The sequence below is a fragment of the Marinicauda salina genome, from assembly GCF_003122085.1.
In the GTDB taxonomy this organism is placed as follows: domain Bacteria; phylum Pseudomonadota; class Alphaproteobacteria; order Caulobacterales; family Maricaulaceae; genus Maricicauda_A; species Maricicauda_A salina.
On the sequence record NZ_QEXV01000003.1, the window covers coordinates 515,395 to 541,189 of the forward strand.

Annotated in this window: 24 protein-coding genes; 20 read left to right on the forward strand and 4 right to left on the reverse strand. The window is 70.2% G+C overall.

The window, feature by feature from the left end; all coding sequences use genetic code 11:
* The first annotated feature begins 164 nt into the window (after window positions 1-164).
* Complete coding sequence (locus tag DDZ18_RS08060) at window positions 165-1,313, forward strand: beta-ketoacyl-ACP synthase III (RefSeq protein WP_109252841.1); 1,149 nt, start codon at window positions 165-167, stop codon at window positions 1,311-1,313.
* 7 nt (window positions 1,314-1,320) lie between these two features.
* Here the strand turns inward: DDZ18_RS08060 and DDZ18_RS08065 are convergent, their stop codons facing one another.
* Together DDZ18_RS08065 and DDZ18_RS08070 are read right to left on the reverse strand one after the other, a co-directional pair.
* Window positions 1,321-1,698: a hypothetical protein gene (locus tag DDZ18_RS08065; RefSeq protein ID WP_109252842.1), complete on the reverse strand. Its 378-nt coding sequence runs from the start codon at window positions 1,696-1,698 to the stop codon at window positions 1,321-1,323.
* 44 nt (window positions 1,699-1,742) lie between these two features.
* Window positions 1,743-2,582, reverse strand: a complete 840-nt coding sequence (locus tag DDZ18_RS08070) for a universal stress protein (protein WP_109252843.1) — start codon at window positions 2,580-2,582, stop codon at window positions 1,743-1,745.
* A gap of 147 nt (window positions 2,583-2,729) precedes the next feature.
* Here DDZ18_RS08070 and DDZ18_RS08075 point away from each other — a divergent pair, with 147 nt between their 5' ends.
* The 5 genes from DDZ18_RS08075 to nadC all read left to right on the forward strand — a co-directional run bounded on the left by DDZ18_RS08075 (window position 2,730) and on the right by nadC (window position 8,130).
* A complete protein-coding gene (locus DDZ18_RS08075) occupies window positions 2,730-3,299 on the forward strand; it encodes an HD domain-containing protein (protein WP_109252844.1) in 570 nt (189 codons plus the stop codon).
* On the forward strand, window positions 3,296-4,288 hold the full coding sequence (locus DDZ18_RS08080; RefSeq protein ID WP_109252845.1) for an NUDIX hydrolase: 993 nt from the start codon (window positions 3,296-3,298) through the stop codon (window positions 4,286-4,288). The genes DDZ18_RS08075 and DDZ18_RS08080 overlap by 4 nt, the downstream gene beginning before the upstream one ends.
* Before the next feature lie 143 nt (window positions 4,289-4,431).
* On the forward strand, window positions 4,432-5,589 hold the full coding sequence (gene nadA / locus DDZ18_RS08085) for a quinolinate synthase NadA (protein ID WP_109252846.1): 1,158 nt from the start codon (window positions 4,432-4,434) through the stop codon (window positions 5,587-5,589).
* 169 nt (window positions 5,590-5,758) lie between these two features.
* Window positions 5,759-7,288 carry an L-aspartate oxidase gene (locus tag DDZ18_RS08090; RefSeq protein ID WP_109252847.1) on the forward strand — a complete coding sequence of 510 codons (1,530 nt, stop codon included), beginning with the start codon at window positions 5,759-5,761 and terminating at the stop codon, window positions 7,286-7,288.
* A complete protein-coding gene (nadC, locus tag DDZ18_RS08095) occupies window positions 7,285-8,130 on the forward strand; it encodes a carboxylating nicotinate-nucleotide diphosphorylase (protein WP_109252848.1) in 846 nt (281 codons plus the stop codon). The genes DDZ18_RS08090 and nadC overlap by 4 nt, the downstream gene beginning before the upstream one ends.
* Here nadC and DDZ18_RS08100 read toward each other — a convergent pair.
* Entirely contained in the window at window positions 8,127-8,957 is an 831-nt protein-coding gene (locus DDZ18_RS08100; protein WP_109252849.1) for a uracil-DNA glycosylase, read from the reverse strand. The two genes, nadC and DDZ18_RS08100, sit on opposite strands and share 4 nt — an antisense overlap.
* 138 nt (window positions 8,958-9,095) lie before the next feature.
* Here DDZ18_RS08100 and DDZ18_RS08105 point away from each other — a divergent pair, with 138 nt between their 5' ends.
* The 4 genes from DDZ18_RS08105 (at window position 9,096) to DDZ18_RS08120 (ending at window position 14,381) form a co-directional block, all read left to right on the forward strand.
* Window positions 9,096-10,769, forward strand: a complete 1,674-nt coding sequence (locus tag DDZ18_RS08105; protein ID WP_109252850.1) for an electron transfer flavoprotein-ubiquinone oxidoreductase — start codon at window positions 9,096-9,098, stop codon at window positions 10,767-10,769.
* Window positions 10,770-10,849: 80 nt separating this feature from the next.
* Window positions 10,850-12,478: a tetratricopeptide repeat protein gene (locus DDZ18_RS08110; RefSeq protein ID WP_146190636.1), complete on the forward strand. Its 1,629-nt coding sequence runs from the start codon at window positions 10,850-10,852 to the stop codon at window positions 12,476-12,478.
* Window positions 12,475-13,359 (forward strand): 4-(cytidine 5'-diphospho)-2-C-methyl-D-erythritol kinase, encoded by an 885-nt coding sequence (locus tag DDZ18_RS08115; protein ID WP_109252852.1) that lies wholly within the window; start codon window positions 12,475-12,477, stop codon window positions 13,357-13,359. Before DDZ18_RS08110 ends, DDZ18_RS08115 begins: the two co-directional genes overlap by 4 nt.
* The gene (locus DDZ18_RS08120) at window positions 13,356-14,381 is read left to right on the forward strand and encodes an MraY family glycosyltransferase (RefSeq protein WP_109252853.1); all 1,026 of its coding nucleotides are present in this window, start codon (window positions 13,356-13,358) and stop codon (window positions 14,379-14,381) included. Before DDZ18_RS08115 ends, DDZ18_RS08120 begins: the two co-directional genes overlap by 4 nt.
* Here the strand turns inward: DDZ18_RS08120 and DDZ18_RS08125 are convergent.
* A complete protein-coding gene (locus DDZ18_RS08125) occupies window positions 14,375-15,391 on the reverse strand; it encodes a polyprenyl synthetase family protein (protein ID WP_233245763.1) in 1,017 nt (338 codons plus the stop codon). The genes DDZ18_RS08120 and DDZ18_RS08125 overlap by 7 nt on opposite strands.
* A 119-nt stretch (window positions 15,392-15,510) precedes the next feature.
* Between DDZ18_RS08125 and DDZ18_RS08130 the strand changes: the two genes are divergently transcribed.
* From DDZ18_RS08130 to DDZ18_RS08180, 10 genes are all read left to right on the forward strand, one after another.
* Window positions 15,511-15,732: a putative signal transducing protein gene (locus DDZ18_RS08130; RefSeq protein ID WP_109252855.1), complete on the forward strand. Its 222-nt coding sequence runs from the start codon at window positions 15,511-15,513 to the stop codon at window positions 15,730-15,732.
* Window positions 15,729-16,484, forward strand: coding sequence for a tRNA1(Val) (adenine(37)-N6)-methyltransferase (locus tag DDZ18_RS08135; RefSeq protein ID WP_233245764.1), 756 nt, complete (start codon window positions 15,729-15,731; stop codon window positions 16,482-16,484). Before DDZ18_RS08130 ends, DDZ18_RS08135 begins: the two co-directional genes overlap by 4 nt.
* A gap of 75 nt (window positions 16,485-16,559) precedes the next feature.
* Window positions 16,560-17,375, forward strand: a complete 816-nt coding sequence (locus DDZ18_RS08140) for a S49 family peptidase (RefSeq protein WP_408631537.1) — start codon at window positions 16,560-16,562, stop codon at window positions 17,373-17,375.
* Between the two features lie 9 nt (window positions 17,376-17,384).
* A complete protein-coding gene (locus tag DDZ18_RS13880) occupies window positions 17,385-17,555 on the forward strand; it encodes a hypothetical protein (protein ID WP_158272107.1) in 171 nt (56 codons plus the stop codon).
* A 79-nt stretch (window positions 17,556-17,634) separates the two neighbouring features.
* Window positions 17,635-18,516 carry a glycine--tRNA ligase subunit alpha gene (locus tag DDZ18_RS08145; RefSeq protein ID WP_109252856.1) on the forward strand — a complete coding sequence of 294 codons (882 nt, stop codon included), beginning with the start codon at window positions 17,635-17,637 and terminating at the stop codon, window positions 18,514-18,516.
* A gap of 169 nt (window positions 18,517-18,685) precedes the next feature.
* Window positions 18,686-19,303 (forward strand): glutathione S-transferase family protein, encoded by a 618-nt coding sequence (locus tag DDZ18_RS08150; protein WP_109252857.1) that lies wholly within the window; start codon window positions 18,686-18,688, stop codon window positions 19,301-19,303.
* On the forward strand, window positions 19,300-19,539 hold the full coding sequence (locus DDZ18_RS08155; protein WP_109252858.1) for a CDGSH iron-sulfur domain-containing protein: 240 nt from the start codon (window positions 19,300-19,302) through the stop codon (window positions 19,537-19,539). The genes DDZ18_RS08150 and DDZ18_RS08155 overlap by 4 nt, the downstream gene beginning before the upstream one ends.
* Window positions 19,540-19,556: 17 nt before the next feature.
* Complete coding sequence (gene glyS, locus DDZ18_RS14115) at window positions 19,557-22,100, forward strand: glycine--tRNA ligase subunit beta (protein ID WP_146190637.1); 2,544 nt, start codon at window positions 19,557-19,559, stop codon at window positions 22,098-22,100.
* 55 nt (window positions 22,101-22,155) lie between these two features.
* Window positions 22,156-24,822 (forward strand): pyruvate, phosphate dikinase, encoded by a 2,667-nt coding sequence (gene ppdK, locus DDZ18_RS08175; protein ID WP_109252859.1) that lies wholly within the window; start codon window positions 22,156-22,158, stop codon window positions 24,820-24,822.
* 218 nt (window positions 24,823-25,040) lie between these two features.
* The gene (locus DDZ18_RS08180) at window positions 25,041-25,793 is read left to right on the forward strand and encodes a cell wall hydrolase (protein WP_109252860.1); all 753 of its coding nucleotides are present in this window, start codon (window positions 25,041-25,043) and stop codon (window positions 25,791-25,793) included.
* Window positions 25,794-25,795: the final 2 nt, after the last annotated feature.

A 25,795-nucleotide genomic window follows, 5' to 3' on the forward strand; every position in this document is an offset into this window, starting at 1 on the left:
ATCCTTCGAGGCTCAGCTGCGCTGAGCACCTCAGGATAAGGGCGTTATCGATGACGCCCGGAGAGCGCCATCGCTTGCCCGATCGCCGCCCTGTCTGGTCGACAGGCCGCGCGGGGCGGGTCTAAGTTGCCTCTCAATCGCATGAACGCTTGCCGGAGCGCCGCATGACAGCCGCCGTGATCCGTTCCACCGGGCTCTGGACGCCCGAGGAATCCATCTCCAACGCCGAGCTCGTCGAGAGCTTCAACGCCTATGTCGAGAAATACAACGCCGCGCACGCCGCCGAGATCGAGCGCGGCGAAGTCGAGGCGCTGCAGCCTTCCTCGATCGAGTTCGTCGAGAAGGCCTCGGGCATCAAGTCGCGCTATGTCGTGAACAAGTCGGGCATTCTCGACACCGACCGGATGGTTCCCGACATCCCGGAGCGGGCCGACGAGGAGCTGTCCGTCCTCGCCGAGATCGGCGTCAACGCCTGCCGCGACGCGCTCGAGCGCGCCGGCAAGACCGCCGACGACGTCGACGGCGTCATCGTGGCCGCCTCCAACATGCAGCGCGCCTATCCCGCCATGGCCGTGGAGATCCAGGACGCGCTGGGCATCGAGGACGGGTTCGGCTTCGACATGAACGTGGCGTGCTCGTCTGCGACCTTCGGCATCCAGGCCGCCGCCGACATGATCGCCGCGGGCAACGCGCGCGCCATCCTGGTGGTCAATCCCGAGATCTGCTCGGGTCATCTCAACTGGCGCGACCGCGACAGCCATTTCATCTTCGGCGACGTGGCCACCGCGATCCTGCTCGAGCGCGACGATCTCGGCGACGGCGGGTGGAGCATCATCGGGACGCGGCTGAAGACCAAGTTCTCCAACAATATCCGGAACAATTTCGGCTTCCTGAACCGCGCCGAGCGGCGCACCGGCGACAACAAGCCGATCCAGAACGGCGCGCCCAAGGACGACAAGCTGTTCGTCCAGGAAGGCCGGAAAGTGTTCAAGGAGGTCGTGCCGATGGTCTCGGAGATGATCCGCGATCACATGACCGAACTCGGCCTGGAGCCCGACGACATGAAGCGCGTCTGGCTGCACCAGGCCAACATCAACATGAACCTGATGATCGCCAAGAAGGTGTTCGGCCGCGACGCCGGCGGCGAGGACGCCCCGACGATTCTCGACGAGTACGCCAACACCTCCTCGGCGGGCTCGATCATCGCCTTCCACAGGCATTCCGACGACCTCGCGCCGGGCGACAAGGGCGTCATCTGCTCGTTCGGCGCCGGCTACTCCGCCGGCACCGTCTTCGTGGAGAAGCTGGGCTAGGAAGCGGTCAGCCGACCGCGCGCGCCTCGGTGACCTTGTAGACGAGGTCGTCGCCGTCGGCCTCGTGGATCGTCACGTAATCGCCCAGCCGCATGGTGTGGTCGCCGAGCTTGTAGACCGGCTCGTCGGGCCCCTCGTGTTCCTCGTCATAGTGGAAGAACCAGTTCGAGCCGCGATGGCTGAGCCAGCCGTCGGCGTACTCCTCCTCCTCGGGCGAGAAGCGGACCACGGTGCAGCCCTTGCGGTGCTTGCGCCACAGCTCGGCGTCGAGCTTGCCGTCGGAATCGAGCGGCGCGGTGATGACGTAGCCGTGGCGGTCGTCGCCTTCGGGAAATCCGGCATCCGGGTTGCGGCCGAGGCGCAGGACGACGCGGGTGAGAGGCATCGAGTAATTCTCCGGGTCAGGAAATTGCGGATCCGACGGGGCGGCTAGTGAGCCATCAGGACGGAGGGTCCGTCCATAGCCCCCAATAGAGTGCGGGTCACCCCGCCGAAGATGAACTGGCTCACGCGGGAGTGGCCGTAGGCGCCGGCGACGAGCAGGTCGCACTCGCCGGCGGCCTCCAGCATCGCCTCGCCGAGCGAGCCCGAGGTGTCGACCTCGCGCGTCTCGCATTCCACGCCGTGGGCCGACAGCCAGTTCTTCAGCCGGTTGGGCGCCGAGGCGGCGCGGTCGTGATAATCCAGATTGCGGTCGCTGTGCAGGATCACGACCTTGTCGGCCTGATCGAAGAGCGGCTCGGCGGCGAAAGCCGCGCGCGCGGCTTCCTTCGACCCGTCCCAGGCCACGCAGATCGTCTTCGGCGGCGTCGCGCCCTTGCGGGGCACGTAGAGCGGCGCGGCCTCCTCGACGAGACAGGCGGCGACGAAATCGGCGAGCGGACCGCGGCCGGCGGCGGCTTCCGGACAGGCGACGAGCAGCCGCACCAGGCGCGCCTGCTGGGCGGCCTCGGCGGGGCTGTCCGTGATGCGCCTGAAGGACGCGCCGTCCTTGTCGCAGGGCCCGCCCTCGATTGTCTTGCTGAAGCGCGTCGCGGCGTCGCGGCAGGCCTTGTCGGCCTCCTCGCGCACGGCGTCGATGGCGGTCGACACGACCGAGGCGCCGGCCGCGCCGGGCCCGGTCCAGAGCATGTAATGGGCGGGATCGGGCTCGACGAAGACGCCGCGCAGATCGGCCTCGAAGACCGGCGCCAGCGCGCAGGCGGCCTCGAGCGGGGCGTCGTCGGGCTCGCCCCCCTGCAGGGCCACGAGAATGCGTTCCTTCGCCATATGCCTCTCCCGTTGATCGGCGCGCGCCCCGACACCTTTGCTTGAACTTGCGCCGTTTGGCGATAGGACGGGGCCGAGAGCTTCGCAAGGGACATAATGGCGCGGTCGACCAAGCCCGAACAGAGCAAACCGCGAGCCTGGCAACGCATGCTGTCGGGTCGGCGGCTCGATCTGCTCGATCCCTCGCCCTTCGACGTCGAGATCGACGACATCGCGCAGGGTCTCGCCCGGGTCGCGCGCTGGAACGGCCAGACGCGCGGCGATCACGCCTTCTCGGTGGCCGAGCACTGCGTCGTCGTCGAGGGCCTGTGCGGCAAGCTCGCGCCCCGGTGGGATGCGCGCTGGCGCCTGGCCGCGCTGCTCCATGACGCCGCGGAATACGTGATCGGCGACATGATCTCGCCGTTCAAGGCCGCGCTCGGCTATGACTACAAGGCCTTCGAGGCGCGGCTCGAAGGCGCGATCCACGTCCGCTTCGGCCTGCCCGCCGCGCTGCCCGCCGAGGTGAAGAAGACGATCAAGCGCGCCGACCGCGTCTGCGCCTTCTTCGAGGCCACCCAGATCGCCGGCTTCTCCGTGGAGGAGGCCCGGCGCTTCTTCGGCCGTCCGCCCAGGGGCCTGTCGGTCGAGATATCCCCGCTGCCGGCGGCCGAGGCCCAGGACGTCTATCTCGAGCGCTTCCACCGTCTGCTCGCCGCAGCGGAGGGCCGGTCATGAGACCCGAAGCCCTCGATGCCGCCAGCGGCGACCAGCTCGTCGTCGGCCTGAACGCGGTGATCTTCACCACCGAGGACGGCGAGCCTAAAGTGCTCGTCGCCGACGGGCCGAATGACGGCGAGATCGCCCTGCCCTTCGGTCCGTTCGATCCGAAGGCGCACCGCACCTTCGAGATCGGCCTGCGCGAATGGGTGCGCGAGCAGACCGGCTTCGAGCTGGGCTATGTCGAGCAGCTCTACACGTTCGGCGATCGCGGCCGCGAGGCGCCGCTGGCCGCGCTGTCGGGCGGCGGGTCCGACGCCCGGGTCATCTCGGTCGGCTATCTCGGCCTCACCTTCGAAGCGAAACCGCTCAAGGCCGCCGGCGCGCGCTGGGCGAGCTGGTGGAGTTTCTTTCCCTGGGAGGACCACCGCGGCGGACGCCCGCCCGTCCTCACCGATCTCATCGAGCCGGAGCTGCGCGCCTGGGCCGACGAGGCCGCCGCGCAGGGTGTCCGGGCGACCCGCTATGATCGCGTGCGCGCGACCTTCGGTCTCGACGGCGCGCCGTGGAACGAGGAGCGCGCGCTCGACCGCTACCAGCTGCTCTACGAGGCCGGCCTCGTCGCCGAGGCCGCGCGCGATCGCGGCGAGACGCCCGAACAGCCCGACGCGCTCGGCCTGCCGATGGCGTCGGACCATCGCCGCATCCTCGCCACGGCGATCTCGCGCCTGCGCGGCAAGATCAAGTATCGCCCCGTCGTCTTCGAGCTGATGCCGGAGACCTTCACGCTGTCCCACCTCCAGCGCGTGGTCGAGGGCATCGTCGGCTTCCCCATGCACAAGCAGAATTTCCGCCGCGCGCTCGACCGCGCCGGCTTCGTCGAGGGCACCGGCAAGATGGAGGCGCGCACCGGCGGCCGCCCGGCCGAACTCTACCGCTACCGGCGCGAAACCGAGCGCGCCGGCGGCGCGTTGGGCCTGACGACTCCGCGACTGAAGGACGCGTGATCGAGACTCGGCTTGCACCTGGTCTTGTTCCGCGTATATTCGCCCCCACCTTAGGCTCACGCGGAGCATAAGCGGCGCGCTGATCGACACGCGCCGCATTTTCAGCCCCTAGAAATGCTCATTTGGAGCAAAAGGAGGCCGTGATGGATGGCATGAACTGGACGCCCGCCCCGGCGAACGACACGGAGCCGAGCCCGGGCCGCGCGGCGCCGGCGCGCTGGCCGGAGGCCTCCGAGCTGGTCTACGACGACGCCGTCAAGGCGCGCGTCGACCATCTCTACGAGCGCGTGAAGGACGTCATCACCCCGATGGAGTGGCCGGCCTACGCGCCGCTCATCGACGCCATCAACCGGCTCAAGAAGGAGCGCGGCGCGACGATCCTGGCGCACAACTACATGACGCCGGAAATCTTCAACTGCGTCGGCGACATCACCGGCGACTCGCTCAGGCTCGCCCAGGTCGCCGCCGAGGCCGAAGAGGACGTGATCGTCCAGGCCGGCGTGCACTTCATGGCCGAGACCGCCAAGATCCTGTCGCCGCACAAGACGGTGCTGATCCCCGACCTGCGCGCGGGCTGCTCGCTGGCGAGCTCGATCACCGGCGAGGACGTCCGCCGGATCAAGGCCGCCTATCCCGACTATCCGATCGTGACCTATGTGAACACGTCGGCCGAGGTGAAGGCCTATTCCGACATCTGCTGCACGTCGTCGAACGCCGTCCAGGTCGTCGAGGCGATCGCCAGGGAATGGGACGTCGACACGGTGATCATGATCCCCGACGAGTATCTCGCCAAGAACGTCGCCGCCCAGACCGATGTCCGGATCCTGACCTGGAAAGGCGCCTGCGAGGTCCACGAGCAGTTCACCGCCGAGGACATCAAGCAGCTGCGCGAAGCCCACCCCGACGCGGTCATCCTCACCCACCCCGAGTGTCCGCCCGACGTCATGGCCGAGGCCGACTTCGCCGGTTCGACCGGCGCGATGGCCGCCTACGTCAAGGAGAAGCACCCGGCCAAGGCGATCCTCATCACCGAGTGCTCGATGAGCGACAACGTCTCCGTCGAGAACCCGCAGACCGCCTTCGTCAAGCCGTGCAATCTCTGCCCGCACATGAAGCGGATCACGCTTCAGGGCATCTACGAAGCGCTGCGCGACATGAAGCACGAGGTCGATGTCGACCCCGAGATCGCGGAGAAGGCTCGCGCCTCGCTGCAGGCCATGCTCGACCTGCCCAAGCCGGACAAGCCGGCGCATTTCGACACCCATCGCGACATCATCGACGTGCCTTACGTGGCGGTGTGATGGCGGCCGGACACGGTCCCTCCCTCCCCCTCGCGGGGAGGGTGGCTGCGCTTCGCAGAAGCGCAGTCGGGTGGGGGGCTGCGTCCTTCCGGCCGAACGCCGCGAGCTGCGATCTCCACCCCCCCCTCGCTTCGCTCGGGACCCTCCCCATCAAGGGGAGGGAGGGATCATGAAGCGCCCCCTCCTCATCGTCGGCGCCGGCGTCGCCGGGCTTTGGACGGCGCTGCACGCCGCGCCGACGCCGACCGTGCTGCTCACAGGCGGCAAGCTGGGAACCGGCGCCTCGACGGGCTGGGCGCAGGGCGGCGTCGCCGCCGCGCTCGGCCCCGACGACAGCCCCGAGCTGCATGCGCGCGACACGATCGCCGCCGGCGCCGGGCTGGTCGACGAGGCCGCCGCCCATCTGCTCGCCGAAGCCGGTCCGCGCGAGGTCGCGGCGCTCGCCGCGCTCGGCGTGCCCTTCGAACACGAGGCCGACGGACGCTGGGCGCTGTCGCGCGAGGCCGCCCACTCGCGCGCCCGCGTCGCGCGCGTGAAGGGCGACCAGGCCGGGGCGAGCATCTTCGCCGCGCTGATCCGGGCCGTCCGCGCCGCCGACCATGTCGAGATCCGCGAGGGCTGGCGCGCCGAAGCCCTGATGCCCGATGAGAACGGCGGCTGCGCGGGCGTGCTGGCGCGCGCCCCGAACGGCGGCGTCCAGCCGCTCGCCGCCGAGCAGACCGTGCTCGCCATGGGCAGTTCGTGCGGGCTGTACGCCGTGGCGACGACGCCGCAATCGAGCCAGGGCCGGTCGCTGGCGATGGCCGCGCGCCTCGGCGCGACCATCCGCGATCCCGAATTCGTCCAGTTCCATCCCACCGCGATCGATATCGGCCGCGACCCGGCGCCGCTGGCCACAGAAGCGCTGCGCGGCGAGGGCGCGACCATGCTCGACGCCGAGGGTCGGCGCTTCATGGCCGGCGTCCACCCGGACGCCGAACTCGCCCCGCGCGACGTCGTCGCCCGCGCCGTGCACCGCCAGCTGAAGGCCGGCCGCGGCGCGTTCCTCGACGCCCGCTCCGCCGTCGGCGCGGCCTTCCCCGATCGCTTCCCCGCCGTGTTCGCCGCCTGCATGAGTGCGGGCGTCGACCCGCGCACGCAACCGATCCCGATCGCGACGGCCGCCCACTACAACATGGGCGGGATCGCGACCGATCTCGACACGCGCACGGACGTCGAGGGCCTGTTCGCCGTGGGCGAATGCGCCTGCACCGGCGTCGACGGCGCCAACCGGCTCGCCTCGAACTCGCTGCTCGAATGCCTCGTCTTCGGCCGGCGCGCGGCGCAGGCGATCGCCGGCGCCGGGCCTCGACGGATCAAGGCCGGCGCGGCCATGGCGGCGCCCGACCTGCCGCCGGAGATGCTGGGAGAGCTGCGCAGGCTGATGAGCGCGCATGCCGGCGTCGAACGCGACGCGAAGGGGCTTTCCGCGCTGATCGCCGCAATCGATGCGATGGAGGATCGTTGCGGCCCGGCCGACGGCCTCGTCGCGGCGCGCTTCGTCGCCGCCGCCGCGCTGGCGCGCCAGGAGAGCCGGGGCGGCCATTTCCGCACCGACCATCCCGAGACGCTTCCACAGGCCGCGCACACCGAACTCACGCTCGAGCAGGCGCGCGGAATCGCCGCCGACCAATCTTCAGAAAGCGAGCACGCCGAATGACCCCGCCCCTGCCGACCGGCCTCGTCGCCGACATGGTCGCCCGCGCGCTGGCCGAGGACCTCGGCGGCCGCGGCGACGTCACCTCGATCGCCACGATCCCCGCCGACGCGCGCGGATCGTTCGTGATCGCATCGCGCGAGGAAGGCGTGCTGGCCGGCGTTCAGGCGGCGGCCGAAGCCTTCCGCCAGGTCGATCCCGACATCGCCGTCGAGTGGAAACTGGGAGACGGACAGGAGCTGCACGCAGGCGTCACGGTCGCGACGATCGAGGGTCCGGCGCGCGGGATTCTCACCGCCGAGCGCACGGCGCTCAATTTTCTCGGCCGGATGAGCGGGATCGCGACGCTGACGCGCGCCTACGCCGCCGCGATCGCGGGCACGGGCGCTGTCATCGCGCACACGCGAAAGACCACGCCGGGTCTGCGCGCGCTCGAGCTCCAGGCCGTGCGCGCCGGCGGCGGCGCGGCCCACCGCTTCGGCCTCGACGACGCCGTGCTCATCAAGGACAACCATGTCGCCGTGTGCGGCGGCGTCGCCCAAGCCGTGGAACGCGCCCGGCGCCATGTCGGCCACATGACGAAAATCGCCGTGGAGATCGACCGGCTCGACCAGCTCGAAGCCGCTCTATCGGCCGGCGCCGAGAGCGTGCTGCTGGACAATTTCCCCCTGGACGACCTGCGCGAGGCGGTGCGGGCCGCCCGCGGGCGCACCGTGCTCGAGGTCTCCGGCGGCGTCGGGCTCGACACCGTGCGCGCGATCGCCGAGACGGGGGTCGACGTGATTTCGGTCGGCGCGATCACGCATTCCGCGCCGAATTTCGACCTCGGCCTGGACGCCGTCTAGGACGCGTCCTCGCGCGCGGATTCCAGCTTTTCCTGCAGGCTCAGCATGTCGCGCCAGGCCTTCGCCTTCTCCTGCGGCCGCCTCAGCAGGAAGGCCGGGTGGAAGATCGGCAGCGCGGGGATGCTCTTCACCTCGTTCCCTTCGGCGTCCTTGACCCGGTACTCCGTCCAGCGCCCGCGCAAGCTCATGATGCCGGTCTTGGCGCGCAGCAGGGCCTGGGCGGAGATCCCGCCGGCGAGCACCAGCACCTTGGGGTCGACCAGCGCGATGTGGCGCTCGACGAAGGGCCGGCACGCCTCGATCTCGGCGTCGGTCGGCTTGCGGTTCCCGGGCGGGCGCCAGTTGACGATGTTGGTGATGTAGGCGTTCGACTCGTCGAGGCCGATCGCGGCGAGCATGCGGTCTAGCAGCTTGCCGGAACGCCCGACGAAGGGCTTGCCCTGCTCGTCCTCCTCGCGGCCGGGCGCCTCGCCCACGATCATCACGTCGGCGGCGGGATTTCCGCGGCTGAAGACGAGGTTCGACGCCGTCGCCCGGAGCGCGCAGCCCTCGAAACCGTCGAGCGCGTCGCGGAGTTCTTCCAGCGTGCCCGCCTTCGCGGCGAGCGCGCGCCCGTCCTCGCCGGCGTCGGATGCGGCGAATCCCGCCGCGCGGGCCGCCGAGGCGCTGGCGGTCGGCGCTTGCGGCGCCGAAGCGGGCGGCGGCGAAGCCGGCGCGGCGGGCCGCGCGGCGCGCTCGACGGGCGGCGCCTCGACGCCGAGATCGCCCCACCAGGACAGGAGGCTCTTCAGCGCGCGGGCGTCTTCTTGAGAGAGCGGGACGGACATGGGGCTCCGCGGACGGCGCCGGGGCTGGCGGCGGACCCGCCGCGCCCTAGCTGAAACGATGTCAGTAAGCTAAGACGGGCGGAACCGGCGCGCAAAGGCGGAGACGGTCCGCCGGCGCAGCAGACTCAGGGAGACGTCATGGCCGACGAGGCGGTGGAACGCGAGTCGATGGAATACGACGTTGTGATCGCAGGCGCCGGCCCGGCGGGCCTGGCCGCGGCGATACGTTTGAAGCAACTGGCCGAGGAGGCCGGGCGCGAGGTCTCCATCGCCGTCCTCGAGAAGGGCTCCGAGGTCGGCGCGCACATCCTGTCCGGCCTGGTGTTCGACCCGCGCGCCCTCGACGAACTGATTCCCGACTGGCGCGACGACGAGACCCAGCCGCTCGACACCCAGGTCACGAAGGACAAGTTCGTCGTGCTCGGCGAGACGGGCGCGCTGAGCCTTCCGGGCTTCGCCATGCCGCCCTTCATGAACAATCACGGCTGCTATGTCGGCTCGCTCGGCCAGCTCTGCCGCTGGATGGCCGACAAGGCCGAGGCGATGGGCGTCGAGATCTATCCCGGCTTCCCCGCCGCCGAGTTCATCGAGGAGGACGGCGTCGTCAAGGGCGTGCTGACCGGCGAGATGGGCGTGGCCAAGGACGGCTCGAAGAAGGACTCCCACCAGCCCGCGATGGAGCTTCGCGGCAAGTACACCCTGATCGCCGAGGGCGCGCGCGGCAGCCTGTCGAAGCAGCTGATCAAGCGCTTCGATCTCGACGAGGGCCGCGAGCCCCAGAAGTTCGGCCTCGGCATGAAGGAGATCTGGCGGGTCAAGCCGGAGAACCACCAGAAAGGCCTCGTCCAGCACACGATGGGCTGGCCGCTCGACGACAAGACCGGCGGCGGCTCCTTCCTCTACCATTTCGGCGAGGACCTCGTGGCCGTCGGTTTCGTGGTGCATCTGAACTACAAGAACCCGCACCTGTTCCCGTTCGGCGAGTTCCAGCGCTTCAAGACGCATCCCGAGATGGCGCCGCTGTTCGAGGGCGCCGAGCGCCTGTCCTACGGCGCCCGGGCGATCACCGAGGGCGGGCTTCAGTCCGTGCCGAAGCTGGCCTTTCCGGGCGGCGCGCTCATCGGCTGTTCGGCGGGCTTCGTCAACGTGCCCCGCATCAAGGGCAGCCATAACGCGATGAAGACCGGCATGCTCGCCGCCGAAGCCGCGTTCGAGGCGCTCGGCGCGGAGCGTGCGAACGACGAGCTCGCCGCCTACCAGGAGGCGTTCGATCGCTCCTGGGTGCGCGACGAACTCAAGAAGGTCCGCAACGTCAAACCGCTCTGGACGAAGTTCGGCACCCGGCTCGGCGTGATGCTCGGCGGCGCCGACATGTGGACCAACCAGCTCTTCGGCTTCTCGCTGTTCGGCACGATGAGCCACGGCGGCGCCGACCACGAAGCCACCGAGCCCGCCGAGAAGCACAAGCCGATCGAGTATCCCAAGCCCGACGGCGTCATCACGTTCGACCGGCTGTCCTCGGTGTTCGTCTCCAACACCAACCACGCCGAGGACCAGCCGGTGCATCTCAAGGTCGCCGATCTCGATCTGCAGCGCGACAGCGAACTCAAGGTGTTCGGCGGCCCGTCGGCGCGCTATTGCCCGGCCGCGGTCTATGAATGGACCGAGCCCGACGAGGGCGGAGCAAAGCAGTTCGTCATCAACGCGCAGAATTGCGTTCACTGCAAAACCTGCGACATCAAGGATCCGAACCAGAATATCAACTGGGTTCCGCCCGAGGGGGGCGGGGGACCGAACTACCCGAACATGTGAGGCGCGGGCCCGGCCCCGCGGACGAAATGCGCGGAGCGCTTCTATCCATCATCTCCCTCGTCGCGGCGGCGTCCTGCGCGATGAGCCCGGCCTTCTTGGCGGCGGACGAGCAGGAGGCGAGCGTCTACGGCGCGTTCCTCGCCGGACGCTACGCCGGCTCGGCGCGCGACACGGACGCGTCGGCGCGCTTCTATGGCGACGCGCTCGCGCTCGATCCGGAGTCCGATTTCCTCTCTGAACGGGCGTTCTACGCCGCCTTGCTCGCAGGCGATTTCGACCTCGCCGACGCCTCCGCCGCGACCGCGGCCGAGGCGCCGGACTCGCCCCAGCTCGCGCAAATATACGCCGTCGCCGCCGATCTCGCCGACGGTCGGGTGAACGCGCTTCTCGCCGAGACGCCCGAGGAATTCGGCGCGTTCGGCTCGCTGCTGGACGAAATTCTCGACCAGTGGGGGCTCATCGCGCGCGGCCGCCGGGCGGAGGCCGAGGCGGCCGCCAGCGAACTCGACACGCCGCTTGCGGCGAGCGGCCACGTCCTGGTCCATCGCGCCCTGATCTTCGAGGCGGCCGGCCGCATGGATCGCGCCGAGGACGCCTATCGCGCCGCGGCGGGCAGCCTCGACATGGAGGCCTTCACCACGCTGCTGCTCGGCGAGTTTCTCGAACGCCGCGGGCGGCGCGCGGAAGCGGCGGCCCTCTACGAGCAGGAGCTGGAGCGCGCCGACCACGAGGACGCCGCGCTGCTCGACGCGCTCGAGCGGGTGCGCGCGCGCCGGCGCGCCCCGCGCATGCCCGACGCCCCGGAAGCCGCCGCGCGCGCGCTGCTCGCCCCCAGCGCGATGCTCGCCGGATCAGCCCCGGTCGAGTACACCGCGCTCTATCTCCGCCTGATCCAGCGGCTCGACCCGGAGTTCGACCGCAACACGCTGCACCTCGCCGGCGTGCTCGAGGAGCTGGAGATGACCGACGCCGCGCTCGCCGCCTATGGGCGCCTCGCCGACGGCCCGTTCGCGCAGCGCGCCGCCGTCGACGCGGCCTGGCTCGAGTTCCGGCTCGGAAACCGCGAGGTGGCGATGGCCCGCGCGGCGACGCTGACCGAGACCACCGACGCGCGCGCGCCGCGCCTGCTGCTCGCCGACCTGCATCGCCTGTCGGGCCAGTGCGAAACGGCGGCCGACATCTACGCCGACGTCATCGACGCCCGGCGCGAAGCCGGCGAGCCGGTCGACTGGCGCTACTATTTTTACGAAGGCGTCTGCCGGCAGACCGCCGGCGACTGGGACGCCGCCGAGGCGCTCTTCCTGCAGGCCCTCGACGTCGCCCCGGACGAACCCCGCATCCTCAACCATCTCGGCTATAACTGGATCGTGCTCGAGGAGAACGCCGAGCGCGGCTTCGAGATGGTGGCGCGCGCCGCCGAGCTGGCGCCGGACAATGGCGCCATCCTCGACAGCCTGGGCTGGGGCCATTTCAAGGAGGGCCGTCACGACGAGGCCGTCCGCTGGCTCGAGGACGCCGTCGAACGCTCGCCCGCCGATCCGACGATCAACTGGCATCTCGGCGACGCCTATGCCGCCGTCGGCCGCTCGCTGGAGGCGCGCTTCCAGTGGCGCAGGGCGCTCGAGCTGGATCCGGATTCGCGGGAACGCGCGCTCATCGAGCGCCGTCTCGAGCAGGGCCTCGCCGCCGGGCCGCGGGACATCAGATGAGCGCGGCGGGACCGCGGGAGCCGGCGCCCGCCAAGGTCAATCTCACGCTCCGCGTCGGCCGGGCGCGCCCCGACGGCTACCATCCGCTCGACAGCCTGGTCGTGTTCGCGGACTGGGGCGACGAGGTGCAAACCGAGGAAGCCGATTCGCTAACGCTCACGATCGAAGGCGACGGCGCCGAGGCGCTCGCCGACGAGACGCACAATCTCGTTCTCAAGGCCGCCTGGGCCCTTCGCGCCGCGGTCGAGCGCCCGGAGCTCGCCGCGCAAATCACCCTCGAAAAGCGCCTGCCCGTCGCCGCCGGGCTGGGCGGCGGGTCGGCCGACGCCGCCGCGGCGCTCCGCGCGCTCAACCGGCTGTGGGACCTCGACCTGACCCGCGCCCAGCTCGCCGAGATCGCCAGCGTTGTCGGCGCCGACGCGCCGGCCTGCGTCTATTCCCGCCCGCTGCGCATGACCGGGATCGGCGATCGCATCGCGCCGCTGGCCGCCTGGCCCACGCTCGACGCGGTGCTGCTGCACCCCGGCGAAGCGGTCTCGACGGCGCGCGTCTTCGCTGCGTTCGACGAGGACGCGCCCGAACCGCTGGCCGGCGAGGCGCGCACGCCCGCCGCGGGGGATTTCGAAACCGCGCTGGCCGTCATCGAGCAGTCGGCGAACGATCTCGAGCCAGCGGCGAAACGACTCGCCCCCGTGATCGGCGACGCGCTCGACGCGCTCTCGACGCAGACCGGCGCGCGGCTCGCGCGCATGTCAGGCTCGGGCGCGACGTGCTTCGCCCTGTTCGCCGACGCCGACGCCGCGCGCGCCGCGGCATCCGCCCTCGACGGCGCGCAGGCGGGCTGGCGGGCGCGGGCGGTTCGGCTAGGAGGCGCGGCATGAGCGAGGTGATGGTCCTCCCCGCCGTGGCGGCGTTGTTGATCAGCCTCGCCGCCACCGCGCTCGCGATGGCGGGCGGCGTGCTCGATTTCCCGAACGAACGCTCCAGCCACGACCGGCCGACGCCGCGCGCCGGCGGTCTCGGCGTGGTCGCCGGGCTGGGCGCCGGCGCGCTGATCGCCGCGTTTCAGGGCTTTCCCGCCAGCGGAGTCGCGCCGCTGCTGGCCGCCGCGCTCGCATTTGCGGGACTCGGTTTGGCCGACGACCTGCTCGGTCTGGGATCGCTCGCCAAATTCGCCATGATCGCCGTACTCTCTGTGCTCGTCGCCCAGGCCGTCGGGCCGGTCGACCGGATCGCGCTCACGCTCGAGACCGGCGTCGCCCTGCCCGCGGCGCTCGCGCTCGCCGGCTCGGCGCTGTTCGTCTTCGTCGTCGTCAACGCCACGAACTTCATGGACGGTTCGAACGGCATGCTGGCGGCGGTGATGATCCCCGCCGGCGCGGCGCTCGGCGTCGCCGGGCTTGTCGCCGGCGCCGGCGCGGCGACGCTCGCCGGCCTCGTGCTCGCCGCGGCGATGGCGGGATTCATCCCCTTCAATGCGCCCCGCGCGCAGGTCTTCGCCGGCGACGCCGGATCGCTCGCCGCCGGCGCGGTCTACGCCGCCGGCGCGCTGGCGATGGCCGGACAGGGTTTCTCAGGCTCGCTCTGGCTGGCGCCGCTCTTCGTGCTCGCCTTCATCGGCGACGTCCTGCTCACCCTGCTCAAGCGCGCCGCCGGGGGCCGCTTCAGCCTCTCGGCGCATCGCGAACACGCTTACCAGATGCTGCTGCGCGCGGGCTGGAGCCATCCACAGGTCGCCGTGCTCTACGGCGTCGCCACCATCGGATTCGCCGCAGGCGGACTGGTCGCCGCGCAGGGGCCCGACGGCGCGGTCCCCGCGGCCTTCGGCGTCAGCGTACTCGTCTGGATCGGGATCTACGCGTGGATCCACCAGGTCGCCCGGCGGCGCGGGGTGGATCAGTAGGCGCGCTCGACCACGAACTCGGCCAGCGCATCGAGCGCTTCCGACCACGGATTGCGCGGGAAGACAGCCAGCGCCCGGCGGGCCGCGTCGGCATGGCCGCGCGCCGCGGCCAGCGTCGCCTCGAGTGCGCCGTGCCCGTTGATCAGCGAGACGGCGTGGTCGAAATCCCCGTCGCCCTGGTCCTTGTCACGCATGACGCGGCTCCAGAAGGCGCGCTCGGTCTCGTCGGCCTTCGCCACGGCGAGCACGACCGGCAGCGTCGGCTTGCCCTCGCGGAAATCGTCGCCGGTGTTCTTGCCCAGATGCGCAGAAAGTCCGCCGTAGTCGAGCGCGTCGTCGATCAGCTGAAAGGCCAGCCCGAGCTCGCGCCCGTAAGCCTCAAGCGCCTCCTCCTCGGCTTTCGGCCGGCCGGCGAGAATCGGCGAGACTTGGGCGGCGGCGGCGAACAGCGCAGCGGTCTTGGCGCCGATGATCTCCATGTAGGCGTCGCGGGAGGTGGAGATGTCGCCGGCGGCGGCGAGCTGGCGCACCTCGCCTTCGGCGATCACCGCGGCCGCCCGCGACAGCACGTGGAGCGCGGGCATCGACCCGGCGTCGACCATCAGCGTGAAGGCGCGCGCGAACAGGAAATCCCCGACCAGCACGGAGTGCGAATTGCCCCAGACCTGGTTGGCCGGCGCCTTGCCGCGCCTGAGCTCGCTCTCGTCGACGACGTCGTCGTGGAGCAGCGTGGCGGTGTGGATGAACTCGACGGCCGCGGCCAGGCTGACATGGCCCTCGCCGCGATAGCCGAGCATGCGCGCGGTGGCGACCGTGATCAGAGGCCGGATGCGCTTGCCCCCGGCGTCCACGAGATAGCGGGCGAGCTTGGGAATCACCGGCACGGCGCTGCTCACGCGCTCGGCGAGCAGCGCGTCGACGGCGGCCATGTCCTCACCGCCCAGCTCGACCAGTCGCGACATGGGGTTGGACGCCCCGGCCTCGATTTCGGGTTGCGGAAGTCCGTTCACCCCACGCCCTCTTGCAGTCCTGCAGTAAGCGCCTGCACAATAGGTAGCGGCTTCGGACCCGGCAAGCAGCCGCCGCTGCGGCGAACAGGCCGGATCGGACAATTTTCGCGGAGCGTCACGTGATCGAAGTCTTGCGCACAAACGATCCGGTGAAGCTCAATTTCGCGGAAACTATCCTGCGCGACGCCGGCATCAAGGCGGTCACGCTCGACGCCGAGACCGCGGGCGTTTTCGGCGGATCGCTGCCCTGGATCAAGCGCCGGCTGCTGGTGAGCGAAGGCGACAGCGACCAGGCCAAGCGGCTCTTGCGCGAACTCCTCCCGGAGAACGAGCAGCGGTGAGCCGCGCCGGGACCGCCGCCATCGAGACCACAGAAGACCGGCTGCTCGGCGGCCGCGTCACCCTCCTCCAGCCGAAAACCGGCTATCGCGCCGGGATCGATCCGGTCCTGCTCGCCGCCGCGCTCGACGCGCCGGCGGGCGCGGAGGCCTGCGAGTTCGGATGCGGCCCGGGCGCGGCGCTGCTGGCCGCGGCGCAACGCCTTCCCGGCGTTCGCTTCACCGGAATCGAGTCGGACGCCGACGCCGCCGCCCTGGCGCGTCGCAATGTCGCGCTCAACGCCCTGGAGGACCGCGTCGCCATCGTCGAGGCCGACGCGCTGGAGGCCGGCGGCCGCGAGCGCTTCGATCGGGTCTTCTTCAATCCGCCCTTCTTCGACGATCCCGCGAGCCTGCGCGCGCCCGCAGAAGAGAAGACCGCCGCCTGGATGGCCGACCGGCCGCTGGCCGACTGGATCGCCGCCGGGCTCGCCGCGCTGAAGCCGAAGGGCGCGCTTGTGTTCATCCATCGCGCCGATCGGCTGGGCGAGGCGCTCGCCGCGCTGGAAGGCCGGGCCGGGGCGATCACGGTGCTGCCCGTCCAGCCGCGCGCCGACCGGCCCGCCAAGCGGATCCTGGTGCGCGCGGTGAAGGCCGCGAAGGCGCCGCTGCGCGTGCTCCCCTCCCTGATCCTCCACGATGACGCCGGCGGCAAGTACGCCGCCTCCGCCGAGGCCGTGCTGCGCGGCGAGGCCGCGCTTGCCATGACGCCCTGAGCGGTCCACTCAGGGGATCGCCCGTCCGCCACGGAGGTCGCCGCCTTGTCCATCCTCGCCCGTCTCTCCGACTTCATCCACGGCCTGCAGGCGCGCCTGCCCAACCGGCCCAAGATCATCCCGGTCGTCCGGCTGGAGGGCATGATCGCGCCGGGCGGCCGCGCCCAGACCGGCAATGCGGTGACGCTGGCCAAGATCGAGCCGCTTCTCGAACGCGCCTTCGCGTTCAAGCCGGCGCCGGCGGTCGTCATTCTGGTGAATTCGCCCGGCGGCAGCCCGGTGCAGTCGAAGCTCATCCATGACCGCATCCGCCATCTCGCCGAGGAGAAGAACAAGCCCGTCCTCGTCTTCTGCGAGGACGTCGCCGCCTCGGGCGGCTACATGATCGCCTGCGCGGGCGATGAAATCTTCTGCGACGCCTCGACCCTGCTCGGCTCGATCGGCGTGGTGTCGGCGAATTTCGGCTTCACCGAGGCGATGGAGCGCCTCGGCGTCGAGCGCCGGATGCGGACCGCGGGAAAGAAGAAGGCGCTGGGCGACCCCTTCAGCCCCGAGACGAAGGACCAGCAGGCCCAGATCGACCGCATCACGCGCTCGCTTCACGAGGGCTTCATCGGTCTGGTGAAGACGCGCCGCGGCGACAAGCTCGCCAAGGATCCCGACCTGTTCTCCGGGGCGGTCTTCACCGGGCTGGAGAGCGTCGAGAACGGCCTCGTCGACGGCATGGCCGACATGCGCGCCGAGCTGAAGACGCGCTACGGCGCGACCGCGCGCGTGCGCATGCTCGCGCCCGCCAAGGCCGGTCCCTTCGGACGCATGTTCGGCGGCGCCGCGGCCCATTTCGCCGCCGAGCTCGACGCCCGCGCGGCGTGGAGCCGCTACGACCTCTGAAGGCGCTGAATGGGCTGGCTGACCCTCATCCTCGTCGCCGCGGCGATCGCGGCCGTCGTCTTCCTGAGGAAGCCGACGGAGCGCCGGCGATCCAGAGCCGAGGACGCCGCGCGCCGCGCCGTCGAGGCGCGCATGGACCGCGATGACGCGGACGACGACCGGTCCGGCCCGCCAGCTTGATCAAACCCGGCGGCGGGCCTAGGTTCGCGCCGCTTTTCGGGCCGCCGCGGGCGGCCTTCACACCTTCCGGTTCGCGCCCATGGCCGTTTCCCACGCCCCGTCCTTCCAGGAGCTGATTTTCCGACTCCAGCGCTACTGGGCCGAGCAGGGCTGCGTCATCCTGCAGCCCTACGACACCGAGGTCGGCGCGGGCACGCTGCATCCGGCGACGACGCTCCGCTCGCTCGGTTCGAAGCCGTGGCGCGCGGCCTATGTCCAGCCCTCGCGCCGTCCCTCGGACGGGCGCTACGGCGAGAACCCCAACCGGCTGCAGCACTATTACCAGTTCCAGGTGCTGCTCAAACCCAGCCCGAACGACCTGCAGGACCTCTATCTCGGCTCGCTCGACGCCATCGGCGTCGACCGCAAGCTCCACGACGTTCGCTTCGTCGAGGACGACTGGGAGAACCCGACCGTCGGCGCCTGGGGGCTCGGCTGGGAGGTGTGGTGCGACGGCATGGAGGTCTCCCAGTTCACCTATTTCCAGCAGGTCGGCGGGCTCGACGTCGAGCGCGTCTCCGGCGAGCTCACCTACGGGCTCGAGCGCCTGGCGATGTACGTCCAGGGCGTGGAGAACGTCTACGATCTCGATTTCAACGGCGCAGGCGTCACTTACGGCGACGTCTTCAAGGAGAACGAGCGCGAGCAGTCGGCCTTCAATTTCGAGCACGCCGACGTGGAGATGCTCACCGGCTGGTTCGAGGACGCCGAGCGCCAGTGCATGGCGCTGCTCGAACTCGACGCGCCGCTGCCGCTTCCCGCCTATGACTGGTGTCTCAAGGCCTCGCACCTGTTCAACCTGGTCGACGCGCGCGGGGCGATCTCGGTCGCCGAGCGGGCGAGCTGGATCGCGCGCGTGCGCGAACTCGCCAAGGGCTGCGCGAAGGCCTGGGTGGAGATCGAGAAGCGGGAGGCGGCGTGATGGCGATGCCTCCCCCCTCCGGCTTCGGCTTCGCCTCAGCCACCTCCCCCGTAAACGGGGGAGGAAAAGCTCTCGACGCCTACTCCGGGTTTCCTCCCCCGCTTGCGGGGGAGGGGGACCACGAAGTGGTGGAGGGGGCGTCGCGCCCGATCCCGGAAAGGACTGACCCATGACCGAGCTTACTCTCTGGCATTCCACGCGCACGCGCTCGACGGGCGCGCTCTGGCTCATCGAGGAGCTCGGCGCCGACTACGAGATCAAGCTGCTGTCCACGCAGGCCGGCGACACGCGCAAGCCCGAATTCCTCAAGGTCAATCCCGCCGGCAAGGTCCCGGCGATCACGCACAAGGGCCGCCATCTCGCCGAGCTGGCGGCGATCTCGCTCTATCTGTGCGACGTCTATCCCGACGCCGGGCTGGCGCCGGCCTTCGGCGATCCCATGCGCGCCGAGCACTATTTCTGGCACGTCTTCCGGCCGGGCGTGCTCGAGCCGGCGATGATCGCCAAGACGCAGGGCTGGATCGCCGAGCGCGGCATGGTCGGCTGGGGCGATTTCGAAAACGCGATCGAGCGCGTCGAGCTGGTGCTGCGCGACCGGCCCTACCTGCTGGGCGACGATTTCTCCGCCAGCGACATCCTGGTCGGCGGCGCGCTCGGCTGGCTCAAGCATTTCGGCGTGCTGGACGACAGCGACGTGCTGGATCCGTACATCGCGCGCATCCACGACCGCCCGGCGGCGAAGAAGGCCATGGAGATCGACGCGAAGCTGGAGGAGTCCGCCTCATGACCGATCCCGTCCGCGCCGGCGACGCGCCCATCGCCTTCGAGGTCAAGGAAGGCAAGACCTATTTCTGGTGCGCCTGCGGGCGCTCGAAGAAGCAGCCCTTCTGCGACGGCAGCCACGAGGTCACCGATCTCAGCCCCGTGGCCTGGACCGCGCCGAAATCGAAGACGGTGTTCTTCTGCGCCTGCAAGCAGACCGCGGGTCAGCCGCTCTGCGACGGCAGCCACAACAAGACATAAGGCTCGACGCCCGCCCCATGGCCGAACTCCTCATCGAATTCTTCTCGGAGGAAATTCCCGCGCGCATGCAGGCGCGCGCGGAGAGCGATCTCGCGCGCCTGGTCTCCGACCAGCTCAAGGAGGCCGGGCTCGGCTTCGGGAACCTGCGGACCTTTTCCGGCCCGCGCCGCATCGGCCTCGTCGCCGACAAAATCCCCGAAAAGACCGAGGACGTGCGCGAGGAGCGCAAGGGCCCGCGCGTCGGCGCGCCCGACAAGGCCGTCGAGGGCTTCCTGCGCGGCGCCGGGCTTTCGAGCCTCGACCAGTGCGAGACGCGCTCCGACAAGAAGGGCGAGTTCTACGTCGCCGTCATCGAGAAGCCCGGCCGGCCCGCCGCCGAGGTGATCGCCGAGGCGGTCGAGTACGCGGCGAAGAATTTCCCGTGGCCGAAATCGATGAAGTTCGGCGAAGGCGACGCCGCCCAGCGCTGGGTGCGCCCGCTGCACCGGGTCGTCTGCCTGCTCGGCGGCGAGATCGTCCCGGCGACGGTCTTCGGGATCGAGGCGTCGAACCTCACCGAGGGCCATCGCATCCACTCGAAGGCCGATCGGGTCTTCGCGGTGAAAGACTACGCCGACTACCAGGCCAAGCTGCGCGAGAACGGCGTCACGCCTACGCGCGACGAGCGCGAGGCCGCCATCATCGAGGGCGCGCGGAAGGTCTGCGCCGACGCGGGGCTCGAGCTGGTCGAGGACGCGGGCCTGCTCGCCGAGGTGACGGGGCTGGTGGAGCATCCCGTCCCGGTGCTCGGCGACATGGACCCGGAGTTTCTCGACCTGCCCCCGGAAGTCGTCACGCTGACGATGAAGGTCCACCAGAAATATTTCGCCGTGCGCGACCCGAAGACGGGCGAGCTCGCGCCGAAATTCGTCGTCGTCGCCAACCAGGACGCCCCCGACGGCGGGACGGCGATCGCGGCGGGCAATGCGCGCGTGCTGTCGGCCCGGTTGTCGGACGCGCGGCATTTCTGGGATCTCGACGTCGCCAAGGGCCTCGACGCCATGGCCGGCGAGCTCGGCGCCGTCACCTTCCACGACAAGCTCGGCTCGATGGCCGACAAGGTCGAGCGCGTCGCCGCGCTCGCCCGCGAACTGGCCCCGGCCGTCGGCGCCGATCCCAATCTCGCCGAGACCGCCGCCCGGCTCGCCAAGGCCGATCTCGTCAGCCGGATGGTCTACGAGTTCCCCGAGCTGCAGGGCGTGATGGGGCGATATTATGCGCTCGCCCCCCTCGGCCCTTCGGGCCACTCCCCCCGCAAGCGGGGGGAGACATCAACCGACGGTGGGGTGTCCTCCCCCGCTCGTGGGGGAGGTGTCAGCGAAGCTGACGGAGGGGGCCTGCTCGCCGATCTCTCCGACGACGAACGCGCACAGGTCGCCGACGCGATCCGCGACCACTACAGGCCGCAGGGCCCGTCCGACGACGTCCCGACCGCGCCGGTGAGCGCCGCCGTCGCGCTCGCCGACAAGCTCGACACGCTCGTCGGCTTCTGGGCGATCGACGAAAAGCCGACGGGCTCGAAGGACCCCTATGCGCTCAGGCGCGCGGCGCTGGGGGTGAGCCGCATTCTGCTGGCCGGAGACATCCGGATCTCGATCCGCCAGACGGCGCATCACTGGTTCACGGCCCACACGAAGGCGCAGCACCAGCTGAGCAAGGGCGACAAAGGCAGCCGCCAGACCGTGTTCTGCCTGCTCAAGGCCAACGACAAGGTGCTGCTCGAAATCGACGCGAGCGACTATGACTGGCGCGTCGTCCACGAACAGTACGTCGATATCGTCCGCCGCTATCACGGCGGATCATCGAACGACCTCCTCGCCTTCTTCGCCGACCGGCTGAAGGTCCATCTCCGCGACGAGGGCGTGCGCCACGACGTCATCGACGCGGTGTTCGCGCCCAGAGTCGATGGAACCGTCGACGACGACCTCGTGCGCGTGACCAACAAGGCGCGCGCGCTGCAGGCCTTCCTCGAGACCGAGGACGGCGCGGCGCTGCTGACGGGCTATCGCCGCGCGGCGAACATCCTCAAGGCCGAGGAGAAGAAGGGCTTCGATCTCGCCGCGGCGCGGGCCGAGGCGCTTCATGGCGTTGAAACCCCGGCCGACCCCGGACTTGATCCGGGGGAGAGCCGGGGCCTCCCGGCGTCCGGTCGCGACGAGGTCCCGGATCGCGCCTCCGGCGCGTCCGGGATTTCAGGGGGAATCCACGGCCCCGAAATCGCCGCCGAACAAGACGCCGCCCTGCTCGTCGCCGTCGCCCAGACCGCCGAGGCCGACGAGGAGACCGCGCTGATCGCCGCCATCGAGGGCGCCGAGGACGTCGCGGCGAAGGCGCTCGCCGACGAGGATTTCGAAGGCGCGATGACGGCGCTGGCGAGCCTGCGCGCGCCTGTGGACGCATTCTTCGAGGCCGTTGTGGTCAACGCCGAGAACGATATGCTGCGACGCAACAGACTCCTGCTCCTGTCGCGGATCCGCGCCGCCGTGCGCGCCGTGGCGGACTTCGATCGACTGGAGGGCTGAGGCGCCGTTTCGCGCGCCCCCTCCCCGTCAAACGCACGAGAGGACACGCGCTGACATGGCGAAATGGGTCTATGCATTCGGCGGCGGAACCGCCGACGGCGACCGCGAGGATCGCGACCTTCTGGGCGGCAAGGGCGCCAATCTCGCCGAGATGGCCACGCTGGGCCTGCCCGTGCCGCCGGGCTTCACGCTGACGACCGCGGTCTGCACGGCCTTCTACGACAATGACCGCCAGTATCCCGACGGGCTGACCGACGAGGTCGAGGCCGCGCTGGCCGATCTCGAGACAAAGGTCGGCAAGGCCTTCGGCGATCCCGCCAACCCGCTCCTGGTTTCGGTGCGCTCGGGCGCGCGGGCCTCGATGCCGGGCATGATGGACACCGTGCTCAATCTCGGCCTCAACGACGAGACCGCCGAAGGGCTGGCCAAGCTGTCGGGCGACCGGCGTTTCGCGCTCGATTCCTATCGCCGCTTCATCACCATGTATTCCGACGTCGTGCTCGGCGTGCCGCACTCGACCTTCGAGGAGCTGCTGGAGCGCTTCAAGGAGGACCGCGACTACCAGCTCGACACCGAGGTCACCGCCGAGGACTGGGCGGCGCTCATCCCCGAGTACAAGCAGGCCGTCGAGTCCGAGCTGGGCCAGCCCTTCCCGACCGATCCCCGCGACCAGCTCTGGGGCGCGATCGGGGCGGTGTTCGGCTCGTGGATGAACGACCGGGCGATCACCTATCGGCGCATGTACGACATCCCGGCGAGCTGGGGCACGGCGGTCAATGTCCAGGCCATGGTGTTCGGCAATATGGGCGAGACCTCGGCCACCGGCGTGGCGTTCACGCGCGATCCCTCGACAGGCGAGACCGGCCGCTACGGCGAGTTCCTGATCAACGCCCAGGGCGAGGACGTGGTCGCGGGCATCCGCACGCCGCAATGCCTGACCAAGGCGATGCGCGAGAAGATGCACGACCGGCAGCCCTCCATGGAGGAGGCGATGCCGGAGGTCTACGCCGAGCTCGAGCGCGTGTTCGAAAAGCTCGAGCACCATTATCGCGACATGCAGGACATCGAGTTCACGGTCGAGCAGGGCCGGCTGTGGATGCTGCAGACGCGCAACGGCAAGCGCACCGCGCGCGCGGCGCTCAAGATCGCCGTCGACATGGCCGACGAGGGGCTGATCTCCGAGGAGGAGGCGGTGATGCGCGTCGATCCCGGCGCGCTCGACCAGCTGCTCCACCCCACGATCGACGAGTCCTACGAGCGCGACGTCATCGCCAGGGGCCTGCCCGCCTCGCCGGGCGCGGCGACGGGCGCGGCGGTGTTCGACGCCGACGAGGCCGAGCGCCGCGCCAAGCTGGGCGACCGGGTGATCCTGGTGCGCGTCGAGACCAGCCCCGAGGACATTCACGGCATGCACGCCGCCCAGGCGATCGTCACCGCGCGCGGGGGAATGACCAGCCACGCCGCCGTCGTCGCGCGCGGCATGGGCCGGCCGTGCGTCTCCGGCGCCGGCGACATCAAGATCGACGCGGCGAACAAGCGCTTCTCCGCCAAGGGGCGGACGGTGTCGGAAGGCGAGATGATCACCGTCGACGGCGCCACCGGCGAAGTGCTCGCCGGCGAGGCCACCATGATCAAGCCGGAGCTCAGCGGCGATTTCGCCAAGCTGATGACCTGGGCCGACCGGACCCGGCGAATGAAGGTGCGCACCAACGCCGAAACGCCCGCCGACGTGCAGACCGCGGTCGACTTCGGCGCCGAGGGCATCGGGCTGTGCCGGACCGAGCACATGTTCTTCGACGCCGACCGCATCGCGGCGGTGCGCGAGATGATCCTGTCGGACAGCCAGGACGGCCGGGTGAAGGCGCTCGCCAAAATCCTGCCGATGCAGCGCGAGGATTTCGCGTCCATCTTCCGCATCATGGGCGAGCGACCGTGCACGATCCGCCTGCTCGATCCGCCGCTGCACGAATTCCTCCCCCACGAGGAAGACGACGTCGCCGCCGTCGCCGAGGCGACCGGGCTGTCGGCGACCGCGCTGATGGAGCGCGCCCAGTCCCTCAACGAGACGAATCCCATGCTGGGCCATCGCGGCTGCCGGCTGGGCATCACCTATCCCGAGATCTACGAGATGCAGGCCCGCGCCATTTTCGAGGCCCAGGCGCAGGTGGAGAAGGAGACCGGGATCAAGCCGGTCGCCGAGGTGATGATCCCGCTCGTCGCCGTGGCCAGGGAGCTCGAGATCCTCAAGGCCCGCATCGAGGCCGTCGCCCGCGACGTCGAGTCCGAGACCGGCAAGGCGCCGGAATACCTCATCGGCACGATGATCGAGCTGCCGCGCGCCGCCCTGCGCGCCGGAGACATCGCCGCCCACGCTGAATTCTTCTCCTTCGGCACGAACGATCTCACCCAGACCACGTTCGGCCTGTCGCGCGACGATGCGGGCAAGTTCCTGGCCGCCTATCTGGAAGCCCAGATCTTCGACAAGGATCCTTTCGTCAGCCTCGACCAGGAGGGCGTCGGCGATCTCATCCGGATCGGCGTCGAGCGCGGCCGCGCGTCGCGGTCGGAACTCAAGCTCGGCATCTGCGGCGAGCACGGCGGCGATCCCGCCTCGATCGGCTTCTGCGAGGGAGTCGGGCTCGACTACGTCTCGTGCTCGCCCTACCGCGTGCCGGTGGCGCGGCTGGCCGCCGCGCAAGCCGCGCTGCGCGCAAAGTCTTGATGGTTAACGCATCCTGTCGACTTGACGGGGACTGAATTCGAAACCAAATGGCGCCCTAATTGCGTTGGAATGAAGGCGCGTTGACCGCGCGGTCCGCCGCGTGTATCCACGCTCACCTTTTGCCGGTCCCGGGTTAGACTGTGATCAGTCGAATCGCCGGGACGACACGGGGCGGCGGGCCGAGGTCCGCGTCTCGATTCGCAGGAAGGACGGACACGATGCCCGTCAAGGTGCGGAAAGAGCAGGTCATCGGCGCGCTGCAGGGCCTCGGAGCCCTTGCGGCCGCAGCCGTCGTGGCGATCGCCCTGCCGATGGCGGGCGAGCGCGCGCGCTCCCAGGACGAGGCCGAGGTCTGGCGCGATCTGGCGTCCCGCTATCTCGAGCGCGGCGACGCCGTGTCCTGGAACGACGCGCCCGACGCGCTCCAGCTCGCCTTCGCCGAATCCTCCCCGGAGGACGGATCGGACGTGACAATTCTGACACGGTCGATCGACGATCTGCGCACCTTCGACGCCGAACACCTGATGACCGCGCGCGCCTCGGCGCGCGAGCGGCGCTGCCTGTCCGAAGCCATCTATTACGAGGCGCGCAGCGAAAACTTCTCCGGACAGCTGGCCGTCGCCGAGGTCGTGCTCAACCGGGTCCGCCACCGCGCCTATCCCGACACGGTGTGCGGCGTCGTCTACCAGGGCTCGGAGCGCGAGACCGGCTGCCAGTTCACCTTCACCTGCGACGGCTCGACGGCGATCGCGCCGTTCGGCGGCAAGTGGCGCGAGGCCCAGCTCGTGGCCGAGCACGCGCTGATGGGCTTCGCCGCGCCGGTGACGCGTTCGGCGACGCACTACCACACCACGTCGGTCAATCCGCACTGGTCGTCGTCGCTCGTGCGCACGCGCCGCATCGGGGCGCACATCTTCTATCGCTTCCCGAACCGCGCCGAGCGCGGCCTGCTGGCCGAGCGGGAAGCGTAGGC

What these genes read in the sequence shown, in the direction of transcription:
- DDZ18_RS08060 (WP_109252841.1), top strand. Translation starts at nt 165, where the DNA reads ATGACAGCCGCCGTGATCCGTTCCACCGGGCTCTGGACGCCCGAGGAA.
- DDZ18_RS08065 (WP_109252842.1), bottom strand. Translation starts at nt 1,698, where the DNA reads ATGCCTCTCACCCGCGTCGTCCTGCGCCTCGGCCGCAACCCGGATGCC.
- DDZ18_RS13880 (WP_158272107.1), top strand. Translation starts at nt 17,385, where the DNA reads ATGGGCTGGCTGACCCTCATCCTCGTCGCCGCGGCGATCGCGGCCGTC.
- DDZ18_RS08090 (WP_109252847.1), top strand. Translation starts at nt 5,759, where the DNA reads ATGAAGCGCCCCCTCCTCATCGTCGGCGCCGGCGTCGCCGGGCTTTGG.
- DDZ18_RS08180 (WP_109252860.1), top strand. Translation starts at nt 25,041, where the DNA reads ATGCCCGTCAAGGTGCGGAAAGAGCAGGTCATCGGCGCGCTGCAGGGC.
- DDZ18_RS08115 (WP_109252852.1), top strand. Translation starts at nt 12,475, where the DNA reads ATGAGCGCGGCGGGACCGCGGGAGCCGGCGCCCGCCAAGGTCAATCTC.
- DDZ18_RS08070 (WP_109252843.1), bottom strand. Translation starts at nt 2,582, where the DNA reads ATGGCGAAGGAACGCATTCTCGTGGCCCTGCAGGGGGGCGAGCCCGAC.
- DDZ18_RS08075 (WP_109252844.1), top strand. Translation starts at nt 2,730, where the DNA reads ATGCTGTCGGGTCGGCGGCTCGATCTGCTCGATCCCTCGCCCTTCGAC.
- DDZ18_RS08155 (WP_109252858.1), top strand. Translation starts at nt 19,300, where the DNA reads ATGACCGATCCCGTCCGCGCCGGCGACGCGCCCATCGCCTTCGAGGTC.
- DDZ18_RS08080 (WP_109252845.1), top strand. Translation starts at nt 3,296, where the DNA reads ATGAGACCCGAAGCCCTCGATGCCGCCAGCGGCGACCAGCTCGTCGTC.
- DDZ18_RS08100 (WP_109252849.1), bottom strand. Translation starts at nt 8,957, where the DNA reads ATGTCCGTCCCGCTCTCTCAAGAAGACGCCCGCGCGCTGAAGAGCCTC.
- nadA (WP_109252846.1), top strand. Translation starts at nt 4,432, where the DNA reads ATGGATGGCATGAACTGGACGCCCGCCCCGGCGAACGACACGGAGCCG.
- DDZ18_RS08110 (WP_146190636.1), top strand. Translation starts at nt 10,850, where the DNA reads ATGAGCCCGGCCTTCTTGGCGGCGGACGAGCAGGAGGCGAGCGTCTAC.
- DDZ18_RS08120 (WP_109252853.1), top strand. Translation starts at nt 13,356, where the DNA reads ATGAGCGAGGTGATGGTCCTCCCCGCCGTGGCGGCGTTGTTGATCAGC.
- ppdK (WP_109252859.1), top strand. Translation starts at nt 22,156, where the DNA reads ATGGCGAAATGGGTCTATGCATTCGGCGGCGGAACCGCCGACGGCGAC.
- nadC (WP_109252848.1), top strand. Translation starts at nt 7,285, where the DNA reads ATGACCCCGCCCCTGCCGACCGGCCTCGTCGCCGACATGGTCGCCCGC.
- DDZ18_RS08105 (WP_109252850.1), top strand. Translation starts at nt 9,096, where the DNA reads ATGGCCGACGAGGCGGTGGAACGCGAGTCGATGGAATACGACGTTGTG.
- DDZ18_RS08145 (WP_109252856.1), top strand. Translation starts at nt 17,635, where the DNA reads ATGGCCGTTTCCCACGCCCCGTCCTTCCAGGAGCTGATTTTCCGACTC.
- glyS (WP_146190637.1), top strand. Translation starts at nt 19,557, where the DNA reads ATGGCCGAACTCCTCATCGAATTCTTCTCGGAGGAAATTCCCGCGCGC.
- DDZ18_RS08150 (WP_109252857.1), top strand. Translation starts at nt 18,686, where the DNA reads ATGACCGAGCTTACTCTCTGGCATTCCACGCGCACGCGCTCGACGGGC.